Annotated in this window: 19 protein-coding genes; 14 read left to right on the top strand and 5 right to left on the bottom strand. The window is 45.4% G+C overall.

Translation table 11 applies throughout. The features are described from left to right. Window positions 1-49 precede the first annotated feature (49 nt). Window positions 50-2,083, top strand: coding sequence for a ring-infected erythrocyte surface antigen domain-containing protein (locus F551_RS17150; protein ID WP_018997167.1), 2,034 nt, complete (start codon window positions 50-52; stop codon window positions 2,081-2,083). Between the two features lie 89 nt (window positions 2,084-2,172). Here F551_RS17150 and clpB read toward each other — a convergent pair whose 3' ends face one another. From clpB to F551_RS0108950, 5 genes are all read right to left on the bottom strand, one after another. Then, the gene (clpB, locus tag F551_RS0108970) at window positions 2,173-4,794 is read right to left on the bottom strand and encodes an ATP-dependent chaperone ClpB (protein WP_018997166.1); all 2,622 of its coding nucleotides are present in this window, start codon (window positions 4,792-4,794) and stop codon (window positions 2,173-2,175) included. Between the two features lie 188 nt (window positions 4,795-4,982). Further along, complete coding sequence (locus F551_RS0108965) at window positions 4,983-6,470, bottom strand: methyl-accepting chemotaxis protein (RefSeq protein ID WP_018997165.1); 1,488 nt, start codon at window positions 6,468-6,470, stop codon at window positions 4,983-4,985. Window positions 6,471-6,477: 7 nt separating this feature from the next. Continuing rightward, window positions 6,478-6,795 (bottom strand): hypothetical protein, encoded by a 318-nt coding sequence (locus tag F551_RS17375; protein ID WP_155825885.1) that lies wholly within the window; start codon window positions 6,793-6,795, stop codon window positions 6,478-6,480. A 268-nt stretch (window positions 6,796-7,063) separates the two neighbouring features. Continuing rightward, window positions 7,064-8,242, bottom strand: coding sequence for an acyltransferase family protein (locus tag F551_RS0108955; protein ID WP_018997163.1), 1,179 nt, complete (start codon window positions 8,240-8,242; stop codon window positions 7,064-7,066). Window positions 8,243-8,414: 172 nt separating this feature from the next. Further along, a complete protein-coding gene (locus tag F551_RS0108950; RefSeq protein WP_018997162.1) occupies window positions 8,415-9,725 on the bottom strand; it encodes a M23 family metallopeptidase in 1,311 nt (436 codons plus the stop codon). A gap of 393 nt (window positions 9,726-10,118) precedes the next feature. Between F551_RS0108950 and F551_RS0108940 the strand changes: the two genes are divergently transcribed. From F551_RS0108940 to F551_RS0108880, 13 genes are all read left to right on the top strand, one after another. Beyond that, window positions 10,119-10,739, top strand: coding sequence for a histidine phosphotransferase family protein (locus tag F551_RS0108940; protein WP_018997160.1), 621 nt, complete (start codon window positions 10,119-10,121; stop codon window positions 10,737-10,739). 113 nt (window positions 10,740-10,852) lie between these two features. Next, window positions 10,853-13,564, top strand: a complete 2,712-nt coding sequence (locus F551_RS0108935; RefSeq protein WP_018997159.1) for a hybrid sensor histidine kinase/response regulator — start codon at window positions 10,853-10,855, stop codon at window positions 13,562-13,564. Next, window positions 13,561-14,013 (top strand): chemotaxis protein CheW, encoded by a 453-nt coding sequence (locus tag F551_RS0108930; protein WP_018997158.1) that lies wholly within the window; start codon window positions 13,561-13,563, stop codon window positions 14,011-14,013. The genes F551_RS0108935 and F551_RS0108930 overlap by 4 nt, the downstream gene beginning before the upstream one ends. Before the next feature lie 11 nt (window positions 14,014-14,024). Further along, entirely contained in the window at window positions 14,025-14,390 is a 366-nt protein-coding gene (locus F551_RS0108925) for a response regulator (RefSeq protein WP_012778007.1), read from the top strand. Between the two features lie 52 nt (window positions 14,391-14,442). After that, window positions 14,443-15,549, top strand: a complete 1,107-nt coding sequence (locus tag F551_RS0108920; protein ID WP_018997157.1) for a protein-glutamate methylesterase/protein-glutamine glutaminase — start codon at window positions 14,443-14,445, stop codon at window positions 15,547-15,549. After that, window positions 15,550-16,386 carry a CheR family methyltransferase gene (locus tag F551_RS0108915; RefSeq protein WP_018997156.1) on the top strand — a complete coding sequence of 279 codons (837 nt, stop codon included), beginning with the start codon at window positions 15,550-15,552 and terminating at the stop codon, window positions 16,384-16,386. A gap of 245 nt (window positions 16,387-16,631) precedes the next feature. Continuing rightward, the gene (gene atpH / locus F551_RS0108910; protein WP_026296746.1) at window positions 16,632-17,192 is read left to right on the top strand and encodes an ATP synthase F1 subunit delta; all 561 of its coding nucleotides are present in this window, start codon (window positions 16,632-16,634) and stop codon (window positions 17,190-17,192) included. A gap of 4 nt (window positions 17,193-17,196) precedes the next feature. Then, window positions 17,197-18,729: a F0F1 ATP synthase subunit alpha gene (atpA, locus tag F551_RS0108905; protein WP_018997154.1), complete on the top strand. Its 1,533-nt coding sequence runs from the start codon at window positions 17,197-17,199 to the stop codon at window positions 18,727-18,729. A 34-nt stretch (window positions 18,730-18,763) separates the two neighbouring features. Then, window positions 18,764-19,645 (top strand): F0F1 ATP synthase subunit gamma, encoded by an 882-nt coding sequence (locus tag F551_RS0108900; protein WP_018997153.1) that lies wholly within the window; start codon window positions 18,764-18,766, stop codon window positions 19,643-19,645. 20 nt (window positions 19,646-19,665) lie between these two features. Beyond that, window positions 19,666-21,093, top strand: coding sequence for a F0F1 ATP synthase subunit beta (gene atpD / locus F551_RS0108895; RefSeq protein WP_018997152.1), 1,428 nt, complete (start codon window positions 19,666-19,668; stop codon window positions 21,091-21,093). A gap of 9 nt (window positions 21,094-21,102) precedes the next feature. Then, entirely contained in the window at window positions 21,103-21,309 is a 207-nt protein-coding gene (locus F551_RS0108890) for a hypothetical protein (RefSeq protein WP_018997151.1), read from the top strand. Next, window positions 21,306-21,704, top strand: a complete 399-nt coding sequence (locus F551_RS0108885; protein ID WP_018997150.1) for a F0F1 ATP synthase subunit epsilon — start codon at window positions 21,306-21,308, stop codon at window positions 21,702-21,704. Before F551_RS0108890 ends, F551_RS0108885 begins: the two co-directional genes overlap by 4 nt. Window positions 21,705-21,780: 76 nt before the next feature. Next, window positions 21,781-22,635 (top strand): SDR family oxidoreductase, encoded by an 855-nt coding sequence (locus F551_RS0108880; RefSeq protein ID WP_018997149.1) that lies wholly within the window; start codon window positions 21,781-21,783, stop codon window positions 22,633-22,635. The last annotated feature ends 5 nt before the right edge of the window (window positions 22,636-22,640 follow it).

The following is a 22,640-nucleotide window of genomic DNA, read 5'->3' as shown; positions in this document are numbered from 1 at the left end:
GCTCATCGAGAATAGGCATTTCGTTTTAAATCGTAGGGACCCTGTATTCATGAAAACAATTTCAAAAATGAAGACATTGAAGTCTGCTTTGTTTGCGTCAGTTGCTGGATTCGCTCTGACACTCACACCAGCATCAGCGCAGCAAGTTGAAGCAACTGAAGCCGCACAAGAAACCGTAAGCGTTTCAGTTGAGCGCTTTGCAATTACTCCAAAATTTATTCCAGTTTTTTCTCAGCCAGAAATGGCGTCCACTTTCGATGAAATGTTAGGTGTTGGCGCGGAGATTTCGGTTTTTGAAACTAAAGACGATTGGGCCAAGATTTCAGCAGATGGTGAAGCTGAGAAATGGATCTATCTTCCTTTCGTATCAAAAGAGCCACTGACTGAAGAAGTATCATTAGCTGATCAAGTAGCAGCAGCTATTGTACCAGAAGCAAGTGTAACTGAAGCTGTTGAAGAAGTCGTTCCAGCTGAAAAAGTTGAAGTCGAAGAAGTTGCAGAAGAAGTAACAACAGACGTTGCTCAGTTGGTCTCTGATGAAGAAGTTGAAGACGCTGTTGCTACAGTTGTTGAGACGCAAGCTGAGGAAAAAGCTTCTATCGTAGAAGAACTTGAAGCTGAGGTAACTGAAGTCGTTGAATCAACGGAAGCCGATACTTTGGTTGAAGTTGCTGATGTTGAACAAGTTGTTGAACTGCAAAAAACACCTGTTGAAGAAGCCTCTCAAACAATTGTTGAGACTGTAGAAGAGGTAGTTGAAACAGAAGCGATCGTCGCTGAGCCAGTTGATGAAAACTACGAAACAGACGATTTGAACGCAAGCATCCTAGAAAAGCTTGATGAAGCTGATGCTGTGCTAGCAGAAGAAGTAGACGTGGCGACAGACGAAGTTGTAGCGGATGCAGAAGCTGACGTAACTGAAGCCGTTGAAGCGGCGACAGACGAAGTTGTAGCTGATGTTGAAGCAGACGTCACAGAAGCCGTTGAAGTTGCGACAGAAGAAGTTATTGCAGACGCTGAAGCAGATGTCACAGAAGCTGTTGAAGCAGCGACAGAAGAAGTTGTAGCTGATGCAGAAGCAGACGTCACAGAAGCCGTTGAAGTAGCGACAGAAGAAGTTGTTGCAGATGCAGAAGCAGACGTGACTGAAGCTGTTGAAGTAGCGACAGAAGAAGTTGTAGCTGATGCAGAAGCAGACGTCACAGAAGCCGTTGAAGTAGCGACAGAAGAAGTTGTTGCAGATGCAGAAGCAGACGTGACTGAAGCTGTTGAAGCAGCGACAGACGAAGTTGTTGCAGACGCTGAAGCTGACGTAACAGAAGCAATTGAAGAAGCGACAGATGAAGTTGTTGCAGATGCAGAAACAGACGTGACTGAAGCCGTAGAAAAATCAACTGAAGAAGTTGTTGCAGACGCTGAAGCAGACGTAACAGAAGCAGTTGAAGCAGCGACAGATGAAGTTGTTGCAGACGCTGAAGCAGATGTCACAGAAGCCGTTGAAGCAGCGACAGATGAAGTTGTTGCAGACGCTGAAGCAGATGTCACAGAAGCCGTTGAAGCAGCGACAGACGAAGTTGTTGTTGATGCAAAAGCGGAAGTTACAGAAGCGGTTGAAGAAGCGACAGACGAAGTTGTAGCTGATGCAGAAGCGGAAGTTACAGAAGCGGTTGAAGAAGCGACAGACGAAGTTGTTGTTGATGCAGAAGCGGAAGTTACAGAAGCAGTTGAAGCAGCGACAGACGAAGTTGTAGCTGATGCAGAAGCAGACGTGACTGAAGCCGTAGAAAAATCAACTGAAGAAGTTGTTGCAGACGCTGAAGCAGATGTCACAGAAGCAGTTGAAGCAGCGACAGACGAAGTTGTAGCAGATGCAGAAGCAGACGTAACAGAAGCAGTTGAAGGTGCAGTGGAAGAAACTACTGCAGAAGCAGCATCTGAAGCTTCAGATTCAATCCTAGAAACGGTACAAGAAAAAGCTGAAGAAGCTGTCGATGGAGCCGTTGAAGAAGCTAAAACTGATGCAGAAAATGCAGTTGTGGATGCCGTGAAAGATGGCGTAACTGATTTGGTTGATGGTCAGTAATAATCCACTAAGCTAAATTAGGAAGCCCGCCTACTGTAAAAGTAGGCGGGCTTTTATTTGATCAATACGTATGGCAAGGGGAAGGGCGCTTAGTTGAATGCATCCGGCCGACCTATGAAGTTGGTTGGAACGCCATTTAGGGTTAAAGCGCCATCTTCCACTGAGATATCTACAGAATCTCCATCTTTAATGCGTCCTTCAAGGATCATTCGAGCGAGTGGATCCTGTACTTCTTTTTGAATAGCGCGTTTCAGAGGACGGGCTCCATAAACTGGATCATATCCTTTATCGGCCAACCATTTCATTGCGGCTTCATCTATTTTCATTGTGATCCGCCTGTCTTCCAAAAGCTTGTCGAGACGCTTGAGTTGAACACCAACAATTCTGTCAATCTCAGCGCGGCCCAGTCTTTTAAAGAAAACTGTTTCATCGATTCTATTGAGAAACTCAGGACGGAAGTGTCCTTGTATAGCGGTCATGACACTTGCGCGCGCTTCATCGGACACCTCTGTTTCAGAGGCGTCATTGGCCAGGGCTTGTGCGCCAAGGTTGGATGTCATTACGATCAAAGTGTTGTTGAAATTGACTGTTCGCCCTTGTCCGTCTGTAAGGCGGCCATCATCCAACACTTGAAGAAGTGTATTGAAGACGTCGGGGTGCGCTTTTTCAATTTCATCAAATAGAATGACCTGATATGGACGCCGGCGAACCGCTTCTGTTAGTGCGCCACCTTCTTCATAGCCAACATATCCGGGAGGAGCTCCAATCATACGAGAAACAGCATGTTTCTCCATGTATTCAGACATATCCAAGCGAAGTACTGCGCTTTCATCATCAAATAAAAATTCAGCGAGAGCTTTTGTAAGTTCCGTTTTACCTACCCCAGTTGGACCAACAAACAAGAATGATCCGATAGGGCGGTTGGGATCTTGCAATCCTGCACGAGCACGGCGTACCGCATTAGAAACAGAAGCTAACGCTTCGTCTTGCCCAACTACTCTTTCGGCAAGGTTTGTTTCCATGGTGAGCAGTTTTTCTCTTTCACCTTCCAGCATTTTGTCGACTGGGATTCCTGTCCATCGAGAAACAACAGATGCGATAGCCTCGGCATCCACCACCTCTTTGACAAGTGTATTTGTTGCGCTGTCTCCGGCGGTTTCTGCATCTAAAATTTGTTGTTCCAACGCGGGGATGGTTGAGTATTTAAGTTCCCCAGCCGTTTCCCAATCCGCACGTCTCTCAGCATCTGCTAATTCTGCGCGGACCTTGTCCAATTGTTCTTTGGCTTGAGTTGCTCCACCAATTCGGGATTTTTCAGCTTCCCATGCTGTTGTGATTTCACTTGATTGAGCTTCAAGAGTTTTTATTTCTGCATCAATGTGTGACAAACGATCTTTCGAGCCGTCATCATTTTCCTTTTTTAGAGCCTCTGCCTCGATACGAAGCTGCATGAGGCGGCGATCTATCTCGTCTAATTCTTCAGGTTTTGATTCAACAGCCATACGCAGTCGAGATGCAGCTTCATCCATCAAATCGATTGCTTTGTCCGGCATGAAGCGGTCAGTTATGTAGCGGTTGGAAAGTGTAGCAGCTGACACAATAGCACCGTCAGAGATCCGGATACCGTGGTGAACTTCATATTTCTCTTTTAGTCCACGCAAGATAGAAATTGTGTCTTCCAAGGAAGGCTCTTCAACAAAAACTGGCTGGAAACGACGCGCGAGGGCAGCATCTTTTTCAACATGTTTTTTGTATTCATCTAGTGTCGTTGCCCCAACGCAGTGCAATTCACCACGGGCGAGGGCAGGCTTTAGTAGATTTGATGCATCCATTGCACCATCAGATTTACCTGCACCAACGAGAGTATGCATTTCATCAATAAATAGAATGATTTGCCCTTCGGCAGCCGTGACTTCGGTCAGGACAGCTTTAAGGCGTTCTTCAAATTCACCCCGGTATTTTGCACCAGCGATCAATGCTCCCATATCCAGCGAGAGGAGACGTTTATTACGCAAGCTTTCGGGTACATCACCGTCTACAATACGATTTGCCAATCCCTCTGCGATGGCGGTTTTACCTACGCCCGGTTCACCGATTAGAACTGGATTGTTTTTTGTGCGACGAGACAATACCTGTATTGTGCGCCGTATTTCTTCATCGCGCCCTATAACTGGGTCGAGTTTTCCTGCGCGAGCCGCATCTGTCAGATCCAGTGCATACTTGGAAAGGGCTTCATAGCCTTCTTCAGCATTTGCGCTGTCAGCAGTCCGCCCTTGTCTCAAATTGTCCACGGCTTGTTCTAATGATTTTGGTGTAACGCCTGCTGCCTCGAGTGCAGATGCGGCCTTGTCCTTGCCTTTTGCTGTTGCGATGAGAAGGCGTTCAACAGTTACAAAGGAATCGCCAGCTTTCTGGGCATCTGCTTGCGATGTCGTGAGGAGGGCAGCTGTGCCCTGACTGAGCGATAGCTGGCCTGCACCTGAGCCAGTGACTTTGGGGATCGCATTTAGGGCTTGCTCATTGAGTTGTTGTGCCTGTTCAGGGCGACCGCCTGCAGCTCGAATGAGGTTAGCGCTGAGCTGATCATTTTCAGCAAATAGCGCTTGTAGAATGTGTTCAGAAGAGAGTTGTTGATGACCCGCAGCAACGGCAGCTGTTTGAGCTGTACCTATAAGTGTACGTGCGCGGTCGGTGAATTTTTCCATATCCATAGTTATCCCCTTTCTAGGCGGATGAGCTACACTTTACATCGCAGTTGCGCATGAGGTGTGTAGGTTGATGTGTCGTGAGCCCCGATGTCGGCGGCCCTCAAATTTGATATGGGTATAAATAAAAAATGCTCAAGAGATGATCTAACAATTCTTGAGCATTTTGCAGTGTTTAATTGAAATTAGGTGAGTTAGACGACCTTTTTGAGGAAATTATCAACGCTATTCCTCAAGCGATCACTTGCTATCGCCATATTGTCTGAAGCGGATACTATTTGCTTTGCAATTTCAGAAGTTTGGTTGGCGGAAGCTATTGTTGTTTTCACTTCTTTTCCAACTGTGCTGGTGCCTTCAGATGCTATTCGAGTGCTTTCCGCAATCTCATTCGTTGCACCATTTTGCTCATCTACGTCGTGAGAAATTGAAGTTGTTTGATCAGTTACCTCAGAGATGACATTCGATATCGTTTCAATAATACTCGATGTATCTTCTGATGCTCGCTGAATTGATTGGACTTGTTCAGAAATCTCCACTGTTGCTTTTGCGGTCTGGTCTGCAAGTTGTTTAACTTCCGTTGCAACAACAGCGAAACCTTTCCCTGCATCGCCAGCACGTGCAGCCTCAATCGTTGCATTAAGGGCAAGGAGATTGGTTTGTTCGGCAATGTCACTAATAATGCTGATAACATCACCAATTTTTCGTGCATCATCAGACAATTGAGACACTGTTTCAGATGATGATCGAATAGATTTATCGGCATCTGAAACGATAGAACTGGTTGTCGCGATTTTTTGTGCGATTGCTCCGATTGATGAAGACAATTGCTCGGTGGCGGCAGCAGCGCTTTCTACGTTGTTGGAAGCTTTTTCTGATGCTGTGTTCAAACTTGTGGAAGTCGTAATGGAAGATTGAGCTGATGTTTCTAGCTGTGTGGCAACTGCATCTAATTCTCCGGCCCGAGCCGTTAACCCAGTCATCAATTCACCAACTTCAGATCTAAACTGAGCAGCATAAGATTGAAGTTCTCTATAACGACGTTCGTTTTCTTTCGCTCCTTCTTCGACCGTTTCTTGCAGAGATAGGGCGTGATCTGTTGAAGCTTTTGACTGGGCCAATGAAGCGTCGTTCGCTGCAAAGAGTGCATGTACCTGCTGAACAAGCCATAACATCACTCCTGTTTGACCAATCAGAACCACAGCATGTAACGCCACACGCCCCAGAGGTGCTCCGTCAGGAAATACTGCAGCTGGAAAGGTGAAGGACAAGGTTAGGTGATGGAAGGCGACGACAGCTGCAAAAGCAACTATTGCTCGCCACTCCAGAAAACCTGCAACCATTGCTAATCCAGCAAAGAAAACCATATGCATATCAATTTGGTAGGCAACCCCTTCACCATTCCAAGCAAAATTATAGACGAGTATGGCGATCAAACCGGCAAAACCAATGGAAATTGAAATAGAAGCGGGTCTTCCTCCTGCTTCCTTTAAATTTGCAATTGTTCCTATTCCCGCCAAAAGGGCCGATAGACCTATTGCAGTTAGGCTTGACGCACCTTGTTGCATAAAGCCTGATAATGCGATCAGTCCAACAAAAGTCCATAACAATCCGACTGCGACTTTTGAGAAATTTCTTCTCATGTCCTGAATGCTAAATGTTTGGCTATTTTGAGATGTAGTCATTTTAGAATTATCTCTTTTGCGATGAGGAAGAAGGGGTTAAGTCAGAGCAAAACTGAGCAAATTTGGCTTTTAAAACGAAATGAGCGCCTGCTTTTTTTAGTCGACTAGATGCATCCCCTTTGGGATTCGCAACAACAACATGATTGAGGTTTTCATCCATTGAGACAATATATAAGTCTAAAGACTTCAGATTTGCCCTGATCTGGTGTGTTGAGTAGGTGGAGTCGAATGATCCAAATATATTGTCGTTGGGTACGGGCATCAAGCACAGAAAGGCTACTCCAATAGTAGCGATTAAACCTGTAGAAATAGAAAGAGCCGACATTTGCTTTTCCTAGCGAAAAGGTCTTGTTTCAACCAACATGACCTAAGACGAAATTACTCGACCAAATTCGGTCGTTCGATATCAATATTTAGTGATTTCGTGAAATCATGATTAATTTTATAGAAAATGAGAATAAATTGAGTATTTACCTAGAAAATTTGTCGCTAATTTCAATTTATAATAGCTAAATACTTGAAGATGACAGTGATGTGAAATCAAGTACGCTTTAAAATAACCCAAAACTGAAGCTGAATTTCAATATTGAGGATTACAATCCTGCGTTTGCAATTTGACGGCCGCGGCGTTTTTGCCATGAATTGCGTATAAATGATCGAGCTGGTTTTTCTACATAATGATAAATTGGACCTGCTACAGCAATTGCCATCAGCGTGAATGCGATAGACGATATCGGGCCGGCTGAAAATTCATAGCCAATTACGTCTAAGCCTTGGGCGAGAATTGTGTAGATGGGTGCGTGCAGAATAAATATGACATAGGACCAATTACCTAGTTCTTGCATTTTTTCTCCAGCCAATCCTGTAGATACATTCAGTTCATCTAAGCGGGCGAGGCCGATCATTAAGAATGCCGCCCCAAATGCAACGAATGGTACACTGGCCAAATCAAGTATTGCGGCGAAAGGAGAGACTAGAGGGGCAGGGAGAGGGTGGTTTACATTGACTCCAGATTGGTAAAGGGCAGCGGTGACAATGACGCATATACTGGCGATGATTGTTATGACTGACAATAATGCATTCGGTTTGAAAACATTTAGAACCGATCTGGCGGCAACACCGCAAAACATGACTGAAGCACCTCTTAAAACGGCCCAATCATTTGTCGTTCGATATAGATCTAGTTCGGCGTAATTTCTAAGAAATATTTCAACGCAGAATATTGTTCCCAAAGCAATAGCCAGCAGAACATAAGGTACATTGCGGGTTAATTTGGCAGCGATTATAAATAGAGGAAAAGCAAGGTATCCACCCATTTCAGCGGCCACTGCCCAAGCCGGAAAATTCCAAGAATTTGTTTCGGTCAAACCTATTGCTTGCAGAAAGAACAAGCATTTGAACAGGTCTGAAATCGGATAAACTGTGTCGCCTTGTTTCCCTAAAATGAAGCCAGCACTAAGATAGGCAATGATCAATCCTAGGGCGATCAGATACATGGGGTAAATTCGAGCTAACCTGGCAACCATGAAATCTAGGAAGTTAAAGGGCTTTGTTCGTTGTGCCCAATAGACATGGCTTAAGACAAACCCTGACAATACAAAGAACACGTCCACACGTGAAACGCCTAGTCTCAAGATGGGGGTCATGCCGAACCCATGTTCGTCGAACATGTGGCCCACATGAAAGTAAGCGATCCAAATGGCCAATATGAAACGCAAGCCGTTTAGAGACCGAAATACCTGCCTTGATGAATTTACGATATTTTCAGTCATCTTTTTCCCCAGCTTTAGCTATGGTATAAAGGCCAGAAATGCACAAAAAGATCAAGAAAAATAGAAGGTTAACAGCATATTTGCTAGATCACAAACGTGTGAACTTCTTTTTTAACCAAGAAATTTGAGTGTTGGTTGGGGCTTTTAAAATAAAGCCTGACTTTCTCACGTCTTAGGATGCATCAGCGTAGAGCGTGGGAACTGTGCTTTGATGCCTTATGGAATCAATTCTAGTCTTTTCATCAATAAATTGGTTCAACATCTCACCTGAAAGTGTTCTTCCTGTAGGTAATTTCAAACGCATAGCGTCTAAATGCATTCCATTTTTAATGACTTCATAATGCAGGTGAGGGCCAGTAGAGCGACCTGTTGTGCCAACATAACCAATAACTTGGCCTTGCTTTACGCGTTTTCCGGATTTGATACCTTTGGCATAACCATTGAGGTGTGCATAAGCAGTTTTGTATCCATCAGCATGTTTAATACGAATGTAGTGTCCAAAACTTCCATATCGTGAAGCACGTTCGATGACGCCATTCCCAGCAGCGTAAATTGGGGTTCCGCGGGGCGCAGCAAAGTCTGTGCCTTTGTGCATTTTCGTATAACCAAGAACAGGATGGCGACGTTTTCCAAAACGAGATGAGAGACGGGCACCGTTGATTGGTGTTTTCATCAAGAACTTACGCGCTGCTTTTCCGGTGTCGTCATAGTAATCTGTGATGCCGTCATCAGATGTTGTGAAACGATAGAAATTCCGACTTACTTTTTTGCCATTAAGTGAAGCATATAAAACGTCTCCGCCTTTAACGATGTTTCCGTTTTCGTCTTTTGAAACTTCATAGGTAATTTCAAAAGTGTCGCCTTGACGAATTTCTCGTTGGAAGTCGACATCATATGCAAAGATATCGGCAAAATCGACAACTTGCTGATCACCTGCACCTTGATTGAGCGCTAATTCATAGATGCTTGTTTCAATAATTCCGCCAACTTTGTTAAAACTTGGCGTTAATTTTACTTTGAGCTCTCGCGAGACCCAATCGCCATCAGTTTTCTTGGATACTAATACCTGACGCTCAGAGTCTGGTTTGAATGACAGAGCGGTCAGAGCATTTGAATCAAAATAGGCGGTCACTCCCTGTCCGGGGCGTAGTCTTCGCATATCTATGTGGTCTGCTGCAGCATAAACAGCTTTGTTGGATTCTTTACGATCTGCACCTAGACGATCTAAAACATCAATTAGCGTCTCGCGTCTTTTAAGTTTTCCGGGTTTCTTTTTAAATTGCGCATCAGGATGAATAAACTCAGCGCTCGTGAAATTTGCTAATTCAATTAGAGGGTTGGAAATTGGGGCGTTTGAGCTTTGATGCGTTTTTTGTTCTGTCGGTAAATTTGCTTGCTTTGGTTCGCACGCCGCAAGTGTGATGGCTCCAGCAATAAGAGCCGCAAATATCATTTTGGGTTTTTCAGGCAAAAGACTTTTCATGTCCTCAATGTCTCCAATACTCTACATTAATACAAAGCCAGCTTTTCCCCATGAATTTCTCGATCATGAAGCAATACTTATAAAAAAACCTCAACAACCAATTCGTTCTTTTATTAAAAACTGAGGTTTGAAATAGCGCAAGCAGGATTTGCGCCACTCTGAACAAAAACTATTCTTCAAATTTTGTGATGTAATTTTGGTGATCGAGTTTTGAACCAATATGTGAGCTCCAATATGAAGTAAATTGTATGTGGATTGATCATCTGCTGGCGGGACAGTTAAGCGAAAAAATGATGATTTTCGCTTGTTTGGAAAGTCAATGCTTGTGTTTGCGCCAATGAAGTGATTCCTATGGTATAAAATGGAAACTGATTCATAGGGCTGTTATATATTATGGAAGCATCGAAGTTAGCTGCGCTCTTAGCGTCTCACATTTGTCACGAGCTAGTCTCACCTGTCTCTTCCTTCAAGCTTGTTCAGGATTCTTTAAATGATCCAGATATGCGAGAGTATGTTGAGGACTTAATTCGTTCATCTTCGGAAACGCTTGAGTATAAACTGACTTTCCTGAGATATGCTCTGGGGTCGGTTGGTATGCAGGATGGATATGCGGATCTAAATGAAGCGCGTACTTTATGTCTGAACTATATGAAGGGATATCGTTCAGAACTACAGTGGGGCAATACGCCTGAGATCACCAGCTTTGCTCAAGTGCGTTTGGTGATGAACATGATGATGATTGTGTCAGCGGCAATGCCTCGCGGAGGGGATGTGGTGATTTCTTCGGAAAAAGTTGGCGATAAAGTTGTGTTAAAGGTTGAAGGGAAGGGGCCACGGGTTCTTCTTAACCAAGAACGAAGAGATGCACTGAATGGTGTGGAGCCAGAAGGTGGATGGATTGCTAAGGTAATTCAGCCATATTTCGCAAGAGAATGTGCTCGTGAACTGGCAACTAGTATAGAAATGACTGAGGCAGAGGGCGAAATTTCTTTAACTTGTGCAACGCCTGAATAATAATTTTACCTGAGAGTTTTCAAATTAAACATCATTTCTTAACTCTCAGGTCGTTTTCTATAGCCTAATCACCTGCCTCATATGAGAGGCGATTAGTGAAGTGGGCTTAGATTATGGACGATCTCCTCAGCGAATTCCTTACCGAAACCTCGGAAAGTCTCGATACAATCGACACCGAACTGGTGCGATTTGAATCGCAACCGAATGACAAGGACACGCTAAATAATATTTTCCGTCTCGTGCACACAATCAAAGGTACCTGTGGATTTCTGGGATTACCTCGACTTGAAGCTGTAGCGCACGCCGGAGAAACTTTACTTGGTAAGTTTAGGGACGGTGCGCTCCCGGTGACACCTAAAGCGGTGACACTGGTTCTAGAGTCAATTGACCAGATTAAGGCGTTGCTGACCCATCTTGAAGGTTATGCAGCCGAACCTGATGGGAATGACGAAGAACTGATTGCTCGATTGGTGGATGCAGCAAATGGTGGCCTTGCAGAAGGAGCAGATGCTCCGGCCAATGACGCAGAAGAAGTTGTTGCTGAAACAACAGATTCTGTTGAACATGACGATGATGATGATGAAGAAGACCCCAATGCTCCACCACCGGGTGTAGATCCAGATAAATGGGATGCGCAATTGGGCCGTGAATTGCGTCCAGGTGAAGTATCTCTTGCTGATCTAGAAGCAGCATTTAATGCGGTTGAACCTGAAGTAGACATGGGAGCTGCTCCAAAGGTTGAGGAAAAAGCGCCTGCTCCGGCAGCAGCTGCTGCTCCAGCCGTAGAGCGCGCTGCACCGATAAATCAGACCATCCGCGTTGGTGTAGATGTTCTTGAAGACTTGATGACGATGGTTTCAGAGCTTGTTTTGACACGTAACCAATTAATGCAAATGGTACGTGGATTGGATGATTCTGAATTTAAAGCTCCGCTTCAGCGTCTGTCTGCGATAACTGCTGAATTGCAAGAAGGTGTCATGAAGACACGTATGCAACCAATTGGAACAGCGTGGAAAAAGCTTCCGCGTATTGTTCGGGATGCGTGTCAGGACCTCAATAAGAAAATTGACCTTGTACTCGATGGTGAAAGCACTGAGCTTGACCGCCAGGTTCTTGAATTGATCAAAGATCCTTTGACGCACATGATTAGAAACTCGTGTGACCACGGTGTTGAAACACCTGAGGCACGTAAATCTAATGGTAAGCCTGAGACTGGAACAATTCATCTTCGCGCATACCATGAAGGTGGACATATCATCATCGAAGTGGCTGATGATGGTGCAGGCTTGAACACTGAGCGTATTCGTCAAAAAGCTATTGAAAAAGAAGTTGTAGATTCCATGGAAGCAGCTTCCATGACGGATTCTCAGGTTCACCGTTTGATTTTTGCGCCAGGTTTCTCAACGGCTGCTAAAGTTACCAACATTTCCGGACGTGGTGTTGGTATGGATGTTGTGAAAACAAACATCGAGCTAATCGGTGGTGCTATTGATCTGCGTGCGCAAGAAGGTGAAGGCACAACATTCCTAATTAAAATTCCGCTTACGTTGGCAATTATTTCTGCTCTAATTGTTGGAGTGGGTGAAGAGCGTTTTGCACTCCCACAATTGTCAGTCGTTGAACTTGTACGCACAGGAAATGAGCGTGACCAACGTGTAGAGCGTATTTCAAATACACAAGTTCTCAGATTGCGTGATCGTTTGTTGCCGCTTGTAACGCTGAACCAAATTTTGGGCGTCGACGGTAATCATGGCAATGACATTGTCGACGAAAGTGGAAATGCTTTTGTTGTCGTCATGCAGGTTGGCGATACACGCTTTGGATTGGTCGTTGATGAAGTCTTCGACACCGAAGAGATTGTTGTGAAACCTCTGACAAATATGTTGACGGGACTTCGCCAATACTCTGGTGCCACTATACTTGGAGATGGATCAGTTATCATGATCCTTGATCCAAACGGTGTTGCGAAAGAAGTATCAAGCATTGAAGGTGTTACGCAAGCAGCAGAGGCCGAAGAAGAAGCGGAGAACGTTCGCGATGACAAGATGTCTCTTCTTCTGTTCCGTGCTGGTGGTGATGAGCCTATGGCTTGTCCGCTTAGCTTGGTTACACGCCTTGAAGACTTGGATGCAGAGACATTTGAGCGCTCTCAAGGGCATCAAGTTGTTCAGTACCGTGGCAAGTTAATGCCGCTTGTGCATGCAGCTGGTTCTCACATGATTAAGACTGAAGGTAAGCAACCAATTCTTGTCTTCAACCAAGGTGAGACAGTCATTGGTGTGGCTGTTGATGAGATCTTGGACATCGTTCATGACTCTGTAAATTACGAAATGTCGGAACTAACACCAGGTGTACTTGGTGCAGCGGTCCTTAAAGGTAAGACAACTCAAATCATCGATGTTGCTCACTTCTTGAATGAGGGACAGAGAGATTGGGCGACAACCGCCACAACCAAACAGGATGAGCGTCGTATCTTGCTCGTAGAGACACACCCATTCTTCCAAAATATGCTGTCTCCGCTGCTGAAAGCAGCAGGTTATGATGTAACCTTGGCGCCAACTGAAGATAAAGCGATTGAGCTTCTCAAAGAAGATGAAGTGGCGTTTGATGCTGTGCTTGCCGACATTGATGCAGGTCAGGGCGTCAGTCGCCTTGCAGAGGCAATCGATGCAAACTCTCAACTAATGCAAGCACCGCGCTTTGGTCTATCCAATAGAGATGATGCACAGCCAACAGAGTTGGGAATGAGTATTCCAAAAGCAGACCGCCACGCATTGTTAATGGCACTGGATTCTGCCCTTAAAGCTAGAGGAGATGCCGCATGAGCTCGACTGAGTATGTGACTTTTCAAATCGGAACCCAGACTTTTGGAACGTCTGTTTTGGAAGTGCACGATGTATTTCGTCCAACGAAAGTTACAAAAGTACCGCTTTCTAAACCCGATATTGCCGGTGTTTTAAATCTTCGCGGGCGTATTGTGACGGCGATTGATGCAAGAGCACGTTTGGGATTACCACCAAGAGAAGGTGATCCAGATGACATTATGGCGATCGGTATCGAGCAGAATGGCGAAAGCTTTGGGCTTATCATTGATTCCGTAGGTGAAGTGGTTCGTTTGGAAGAAAACGACATGGAGCAAAACCCTGTTAACCTTGATCCGATATGGGCTTCTGTATCGAAGGGTGTGCACCGCATGGACGATAAGCTTTTAATTGTAATGGATATTGGTCGCATTTTGGCCGTCGGAGAGCCTGACGAAGGCTTGGCAGCATAAGGAACGACATTATGAAACGTTGTTTGATAGTTGATGATAGTCGTGTGGTCCGCAAGGTTGCACGCCGTATACTTGAAGATTTAAAATTTGACACAATGGAAGCAGCAGATGGTCAGCAAGCACTGGAGCAGTGCCGCGCTGACATGCCTGAAGCCATTCTACTTGATTGGAATATGCCAGTCATGAACGGAATTGACTTCCTACGTGCACTGCGTCGCGAGCCAGGTGGCGACCGTCCGACAGTTGTTTTCTGTACGACCGAGAATGATATGTCTCACATTGCTGAAGCAATTCGCTCGGGCGCAAACGAATATATTATGAAGCCTTTTGATAGTGAAATTATTGAATCAAAATTTGCAGAAGTTGGATTGGTGTAAACCAAAATTTCTTCGCTTGTTTGTAAGGCCCTAATTTCTTGAAGGGATTTTGATGGTGAGCGCTATTGCGACAAACCGGTCCTCGGGACAGTCTATACGAGTTATGATCGTTGATGATAGCGCAGTGGTGCGAGGTCTAACGAAACGCTGGCTCGAAGCTGAAAAAGACATAGAAATCGTTGCGGTAAGCACCGACGGGATGCGTGCTGTAACTGATGTTGTAGCGGCGAAACCGGATGTCATTATTCTTGATGTTGAAATGCCACGAATGGATGGCTTAACGGCATTACCCCAGCTCACAAAGTTGGCTCCTCACGCGCGCATTGTTATGGCGTCGACGTTGACTAGAGAGGGAGCGACAACAACGCTACGGGCAATGTCTCTAGGTGCAGCAGATTATATTGCTAAACCAGAAGCAACTGGCTTGGGCGGAGCAACTGCTTATCAACAAGATTTGATTGCAAAGATTCGGGCGCTAGGTGGTGCGGCTCAAGCTTCCGCAAATCCAGCGCGCAGGACACCGTTACCACCACCCAGACCTAGACCTGTTGCAAGGGCAAATAAGCCAGCGATTTTCCGTCCTAAAGCTCTGTTCTTAGGGTCATCGACTGGTGGACCTCAAGCATTGCAGAGTTTTCTGACGCCAATTGCCAAAGATATAAAGGCACCAATCTTTATTGTGCAGCATATGCCGGCGACTTTCACGACTATTTTAGCTGAGAAGTTAGCGCAGGTTACAGGGCGACCATGTGTCGAGCCTAAAGATGGCGAGGTTGTCAAATCTGATCACATTTATCTGGCTCCTGGTGATTGGCATATGAAAGTAGAAAAACAGGGGTTGGGTCAGGTTATTAGAATCGATCAATCGCCACAGGTGAATTTTTGTCGACCTGCGGTGGATCCGTTATTTGCTTCAGGGGTGAAGGTATTTGGTGGATCGATGTTAAGTGTTGTCTTGACTGGGATGGGGCATGATGGCCGAGACGGTGCGAAATTAGTTAGCGAAGCTGGAGGACGAGTGATCGTTCAAGATGAAGCTTCTAGTGTTGTGTGGGGAATGCCAGGCGCGATAGCTCAAGCAGGATTGGCTGATGAAATCAAACCAATTCCTGAATTATGCAGGCTGGCGAAAACATATATGAATAATGGAGTGGGTTAGGTGAATAGTTCGGATTTTGATTTTGTATCAGGGCTTTTAAAGCGAAGAGCTGGTATTCAGCTAACAACAGATAAAACGTATCTTTTGGAAAGCCGATTGGCACCGTTGGCACGCAAAGAAGGTTTGGCGTCTATTGAGGATCTATTGCAGGTAGTTCGTTCACGTCGTGACGAACGACTGATTTCTCAAATTGTAGATGTTATGACTACGAATGAGACATTCTTCTTTAGAGACAAAACGCCATTTGAACTCATGAAGGAAGTTGCACTTCCGGATCTAAGCTCTCAGCGCAAACCGCGTATTCGCATTTGGTGTGCGGCCTGTTCTACGGGGCAGGAGCCTTATTCATTGGCTATGATGTTGGAAGACAATCCTGTTCTTACAAAAGGTGCTGCTGTAGAAATTGTTGCTACAGATATTTCTCCGCGGGTTTTGGAGAAGGCTAAATCGGGTCTTTATTCCCAGTTTGAGGTGCAACGTGGTTTGCCGATTCAAATGATGATGAAGCATTTCAAACAAAAAGATGATCTTTGGCAGATATCTGACAAGATTCGTTCAATGGTGACTTTCCGTGAACATAACCTGATGGATCAACCGACAATGTTCGGTAAGTTTGATGTCGTGTTTATCCGTAATGTGTTGATCTATTTTGATCAGCCTACAAAATCGCAAGTGCTTGATCGTGTGTCATCAGTCATGAACCCTGGTGGTTATATGCTTCTGGGTGCAGCAGAAACTGTTATCGGTATTTCTAAGAAGTTTGAAGCTGTAAAAGAGCGCCGCGGTTTATATCAAGCTGTTGGTGGTGCAAACAAAAGCGGAATCCGCGCTGCATAGATAATTGACGGTTTCAAGTTGAATAATTCCAATTATGCCGCACACAGAATATAGGGTGCGGCATAATTGCAGCTAAAAACAGCTCTAATCATGGCTCTCTATAGTTGTCAGCTTCGAAACCCCATGCTAGGACCCGCGCGATTGAGGTTTCTTCTCCGCGAAAGATAGAAATATAACCTTAAAGAATTTGGGACACTAATCCTGTAGCATTGTCGCGGCGGTGCACAGATAAAGCGGGCAAGATTTTGGGCGCATCATCGAACTCCTCCTCTTCTGGAGCAGCACAACGCTACGCTACAGCGTTGTTCGACCTCGCATTGGAAGCTAAAGAGCTAGACAGCATTGAGGCTGGTCTGAACACTTTAGCTGATGCTATTGGCGAGAATGAATCTCTTTCTAAATCTTTGGCAGCACCACTTTTTTCAGTGGACGACAAGGCAGCCGTTTTAGACAAAATTGCTGAAAAAATAGAATTGCCCGAACTTGCTAAACGCTTTGTCGGCGTTGTTTCACAAAATGGCCGTGCAGGCGAACTTGTGGGAATAGCAAAAGCATTTTCCGAGCGTGCAGCTCAGCATCGCGGAACAATCCGTGTTGTTGCAGTGAGTGCTCAAAAATTAACGGCCGCTGAGGCCAATAAACTGACTTCTGCAGTATCTACAGCGCTTGGTCGCGATGTGGATGTTGAATTGGAAGTCGATCCCGCTCTCATTGGCGGGCTTCAACTTCGTGTGGGTTCACGTCTTATTGACGCGTCTCTCCGCACGAAACTCGATGGTTTGACGAACGCGATGAAAGGGGCCTAGCCCAATGGACATTCGTGCCGCTGAAATTTCAGAAATCCTGAAGGCGCAGATTACTAACTACGGTGCTGAAGCAACTGTATCCGACGTGGGTCAGGTGCTATCCGTTGGTGATGGTATTGCTCGTATCTATGGTTTGGACAACGTTCAAGCCGGTGAGATGGTGCAATTTGAAAGTGGTGTTAAGGGTATGGCCCTTAACCTGGAGAGCGACAATGTAGGTGTCGTTATCTTCGGTGATGACCGCGGAATTAAAGAAGGCGAAAACGTAAAACGCCTTGAAGAGATTGTGTCTGCACCTGTTGGTAAAGCACTTCTAGGTCGCGTTCTAAACGCACTTGGTGAGCCTATCGATGGTAAAGGTGACATTGAAGGCGCTGAAGAGCGTAGTCGTGTTGATGTTAAAGCGCCTGGTATTTTGCCTCGTAAATCTGTGCACGAGCCAATGGCGACAGGTATCAAAGCAATTGATACTCTTGTTCCAATCGGTCGTGGTCAACGTGAGCTTATCATTGGTGACCGTCAGACAGGTAAAACAGCGATCGCTGTAGATGCCATTCTAAACCAAAAAGCAATTAACGAGAGCGGTTCGGAAAGCGAAAAGCTTTACTGTATCTATGTTGCGATTGGTCAGAAGCGTTCAACAGTTGCTCAAGTTGTTAAAACTCTAGAGGAAAAGGGTGCGCTTGATTACACAATCATCGTATCTGCGACAGCTTCTGAGCCTGCGCCTCTACAATACATTGCGCCGTTTACAGCGACAGCAATGGGTGAGTATTTCCGTGACAATGGAATGCACGCTTTGATCATCTATGATGACCTTTCAAAGCAAGCTGTTGCTTACCGTCAAATGTCACTTCTTCTTCGTCGTCCTCCAGGTCGTGAAGCATACCCAGGTGATGTTTTCTATCTTCACAGTCGTCTACTTGAACGTTCAGCGAAATTGAACGAAGACAATGGTTCTGGTTCTCTTACAGCTCTGCCTGTTATTGAGACTCAAGGTAATGATGTGTCTGCGTTTATTCCAACAAACGTGATCTCGATTACAGACGGTCAGATCTTCCTTGAAACAGACTTGTTCTACCAAGGTATCCGTCCTGCTGTGAACGTTGGTCTGTCAGTATCTCGTGTGGGGTCATCAGCTCAGTTTAAAGCGACGAAGCAAGTTGCTGGTACAATGAAGTCTGACTTGGCACAGTTCCGTGAGATGGCTGCATTTGCTAAATTTGGTTCTGATCTAGATCCAGCTACACAACGCCAATTGGCACGTGGTGAGCGTCTAACAGCACTATTGAAACAGCCTCAATACTCTCCATTGTCATTGGAAGAGCAAGTTGTATCAATTTATGCTGGTACACGCGGTTACCTTGATGGCGTAGCTGTTGACGATGTTCAACGTTACGAAGCTGAGCTTCTAAGCTTTGCTCACGCAAACCACGCAGACTTGATGAAAACAATTCGCGACGAGAAGAAACTGTCAGGCGATACTGAAGATAAATTGAAAGAGTTGATCGAAACGTTCAACAAATCATTTAGCTAAGGTATTAGTCAGGCAATAGTTGAGAGGCTGATAAATGGCCAGCTTGAAAGATCTTCGTGCTCGTATTGCGAGTGTGAAGTCAACGCAGAAAATCACGAAGGCCATGCAAATGGTGGCCGCAGCTAAGCTGAAACGTGCGCAAGAAGCGGCAGAATCCGCTCGTCCGTACGCTCAGCGCATGGCTGCTGTCATCGGGAACTTGGCTGATTCCGTTGGTGTTGGTGAAGGCGGACCACGTCTTCTAGCCGGCACTGGAAATGACCAGACACACCTCGTTGTTGTTTTAACAGCAGAACGTGGTCTATGTGGTGGTTTCAACGGAAACGTAGCTAAATTGGCACGCACCAAAATCACAACACTTCAAGCTGAAGGTAAGGATGTCAAACTTCTTACTATCGGTAAGAAGGGGAATGATGCCCTTAAGCGTGAATTTGGGGCAATCATTGTTGATCACATTGATCTACGCGGCGAAAAAGAACTCAACGGAGACGTTGCTGGTCGTATTGGTCGTCAGATCACTGACATGTTCGATGATGGTGCTTTTGATATCTGCTCATTCATTTATGCAGAGTTCAAAAACGTATTGAGCCAAAAGCCTGTATCTCAACAGCTTATTCCGGCTGTTGCTCCAGAGGATGCCCCAAAGGTAGACCTTGCTGGTGCAACATACCTATATGAGCCAAGTGAGACAGACATTCTCGAAGCATTGTTGCCGCGTTATCTTAACACGCAGATCCTATCAGCTCTTCTCGAAAGTTCAGCTGGTGAGCAGGGCGCGCGTATGACAGCGATGGATAACGCCACACGAAATGCTGGTGAAATGATCGATAGCTTGAACTTGACGTATAACCGCGCCCGTCAGGCGCAGATTACAACTGAACTTACAGAAATTATCTCGGGTGCGGAAGCACTCTAGGACCGACCGGGAGCATACACATGGCGACGACAGCCAAAGGAAAGATTAGTCAGGTCATTGGGGCCGTTGTTGACGTTGAGTTTGACGGCACACTTCCAGACATCCTAAACGCGCTTACAACTGACAACAATGGGAACAAGCTTGTTCTTGAGGTTGCTCAACACCTAGGTGAAAACACTGTTCGTACTATCGCGATGGACGCGACTGAAGGACTTACACGTGGTCACCCAGTGGAAGACACTGGTGAGCCTATTAATGTTCCAGTTGGTCCGGCAACGCTTGGCCGTATCATGAACGTTGTTGGTGAGCCAATCGATGAAGCCGGTCCTGTTGAAACAGACCTTCGTCGTCCAATTCACGCATCAGCACCAGACTTCGTTGATCAAAACCCAGAGTCAGAAGTTCTTGCGACAGGTATCAAGGTTATCGACCTTCTATGTCCATACGCTAAGGGTGGTAAAATCGGTCTATTCGGTGGTGCCGGTGTGGGTAAAACAGTTTTGATCATGGAATTGATCAACAACATCGCTAAAGCATACGGTGGATACTCAGTATTCGCTGGTGTGGGTGAGCGTACGCGTGAAGGTAACGACCTTTACTGGGAGATGATCGAATCTAAAGTGAACGAAGAAGGCGGTGGCGGTGATTCACGTGCGACGCTTGTTTACGGTCAGATGAACGAACCTCCAGGTGCGCGTGCGCGTGTTGCTCTAACAGGTCTTGCTCAAGCGGAATACTTCCGTGATGAAGAAGGTAAAGACGTTCTGTTCTTCGTGGACAACATCTTCCGTTTCACACAGGCCGGTTCTGAGGTGTCAGCGCTTCTTGGTCGTATCCCATCTGCTGTGGGTTACCAACCAACGCTTGCAACTGACATGGGTGGTCTACAAGAGCGTATTACATCAACTAACAAAGGTTCGATTACCTCTGTTCAGGCGATTTACGTACCTGCGGATGACTTGACTGACCCTGCGCCAGCAACATCATTTGCTCACTTGGATGCAACAACAGTTCTTAACCGTGCGATTTCAGAGAAGGGTATTTACCCTGCTGTGGACCCGCTAGATTCTACATCTCGTATTCTTTCCGCTGATGTGGTTGGTGATGAGCACTATCAAGTGGCTCGTGACGTTCAGTCCATCCTACAGAAGTATAAAGAACTTCAGGATATCATCGCGATCCTTGGTATGGATGAGCTTTCAGAAGACGATAAATTGACTGTGGCACGTGCGCGTAAAGTTGAGCGTTTCCTTTCACAGCCTTTCCATGTTGCTGAGATCTTCACAAACACACCAGGTGTTCTAGTTGATCTAAAAGAAACAGTTGAAAGCTTCCGTGATATTATCGCTGGTAAATATGATGACTTGCCTGAGCAGGCATTCCTCATGTGTGGTGGTATTAAGGATGTTGTTGAAAAAGCTCAAAAAATGGCCGCTGAAGCTGCTTAAGAGCTAAACATGACAAACGGAACGCTCGACATCAAGGATTGCGTAAACAGCATATGTCCTTGGTCGGGCGATCCAGTCAGCGCAGATGCGTTGACATTATACAGAGGGAAAGTTGTCGGGTTTTGCAACACTGGTTGCCGTGACAAGTTTGAGAAAGCCACAAGTGCTTTTAATCCTCTGATTGATGGGATTTTGGACACCGGAGTTCAGGAATGAGCGACAAACTACATTTTTCTCTCGTATCGCCTGAGCGTGAATTATTCGCTGGCGAAGTCGATCAGGTTGATGCACCAGGTTCTGAAGGTCAGTTCGGTGTTTTGCCGGGCCACGCACCATTCATGGCAACTCTAAAGCCAGGTGTTGTTGAGGTGTTTGAAGGCGAAGACCGCAAACGTCTATTTGTACGTTCAGGTTTTGCTGATGTGACACCACAGGGTCTGACTATTCTTGCTGAAGAAGCTATCGACCTAGAAGGTTTTGATGCTTCATCATCTAAAGATGCTTTAGAAGAAGCAAAAGAAGAGCTGAGAGCAGCAAATGACGATCAAGCTAAGGCGCGTCTAACAGAGACAATTTCTTACCTTGAAGCTTTGGTAGCTGCTGCTGCGTAAACTAAACGTTACTTGATATCTAAATTTAAAGCTGTTCTCCTTTTGGGAGAGCAGCTTTTTATTTTTGGGGAAAGTGATGTCGGGTAATAAAGAACTTACTGAGAAGAATATTTTTATTACCGGTGCAACCGATGGAATCGGTAGAGCAACCGCTATTTCTTTAGCAGATCAGGGGGCGAATCTATACATTTTATGCCGCAATGAGAAAAAGGGTGATGCACTCATTAAGGTTCTGCGGCAAATTTCGACCAAAGCTGAGATCAGACTTTTTGTTGCTGACTTAGGTGATTCTAGACAAGTTGGTCGTGCAGTACATGAATTTGAGAACTTAGATATTCCGTTGCATGTCCTGATCAATAATGCAGGGATTCTAAATACCTCAAGAATATTATTACCGAATGGGGTCGAACAAATGTTTGGCGTTAATCATTTGGGGCATTTTTTATTGACGCAAGAGTTAATGCCTTCATTGAAAAGAGCCAACAAAGCAAGAATTGTTATAGTAGCATCTGGCGCATACTTGATGTGCAAAGAGATCAATTTTGATGATCTCGCTTGGGAAAAAAATTTTAAAACCTTCAAAACATATGCTCACTCTAAGCTAGCGAATATGTTATTCATGCACGAGCTAGCTAGAAGGACCGAAGACACAAATATCACTGTAAATGCGCTGCATCCAGGTGAGATAAGCAGTAATTTGGGAGCTCAAAATTCGGCTTTGACTCGGATGGCGATTAAGTTGTCATCACCTTTTTTTAAATCGCCGACCGACGGTGCAAAAACGAGCGTGTATTTAGCCAGTTCGGATGACGTTGAAGGCGTTACTGGAAAGTATTTTATGAATTCTAAAGTGAAGGAAGTAAAGCCATGGGCAAAAGATCCCTCAGCAGCAGAACGTTTGTGGGATGTCAGTAGTGAACTAGTTTCATGAAACTA

The organism is Hirschia maritima DSM 19733, from assembly GCF_000378345.1.
Lineage (GTDB): Bacteria > Pseudomonadota > Alphaproteobacteria > Caulobacterales > Hyphomonadaceae > Hirschia > Hirschia maritima.
This window is presented reverse-complemented; position numbering and strand designations above follow the sequence as displayed.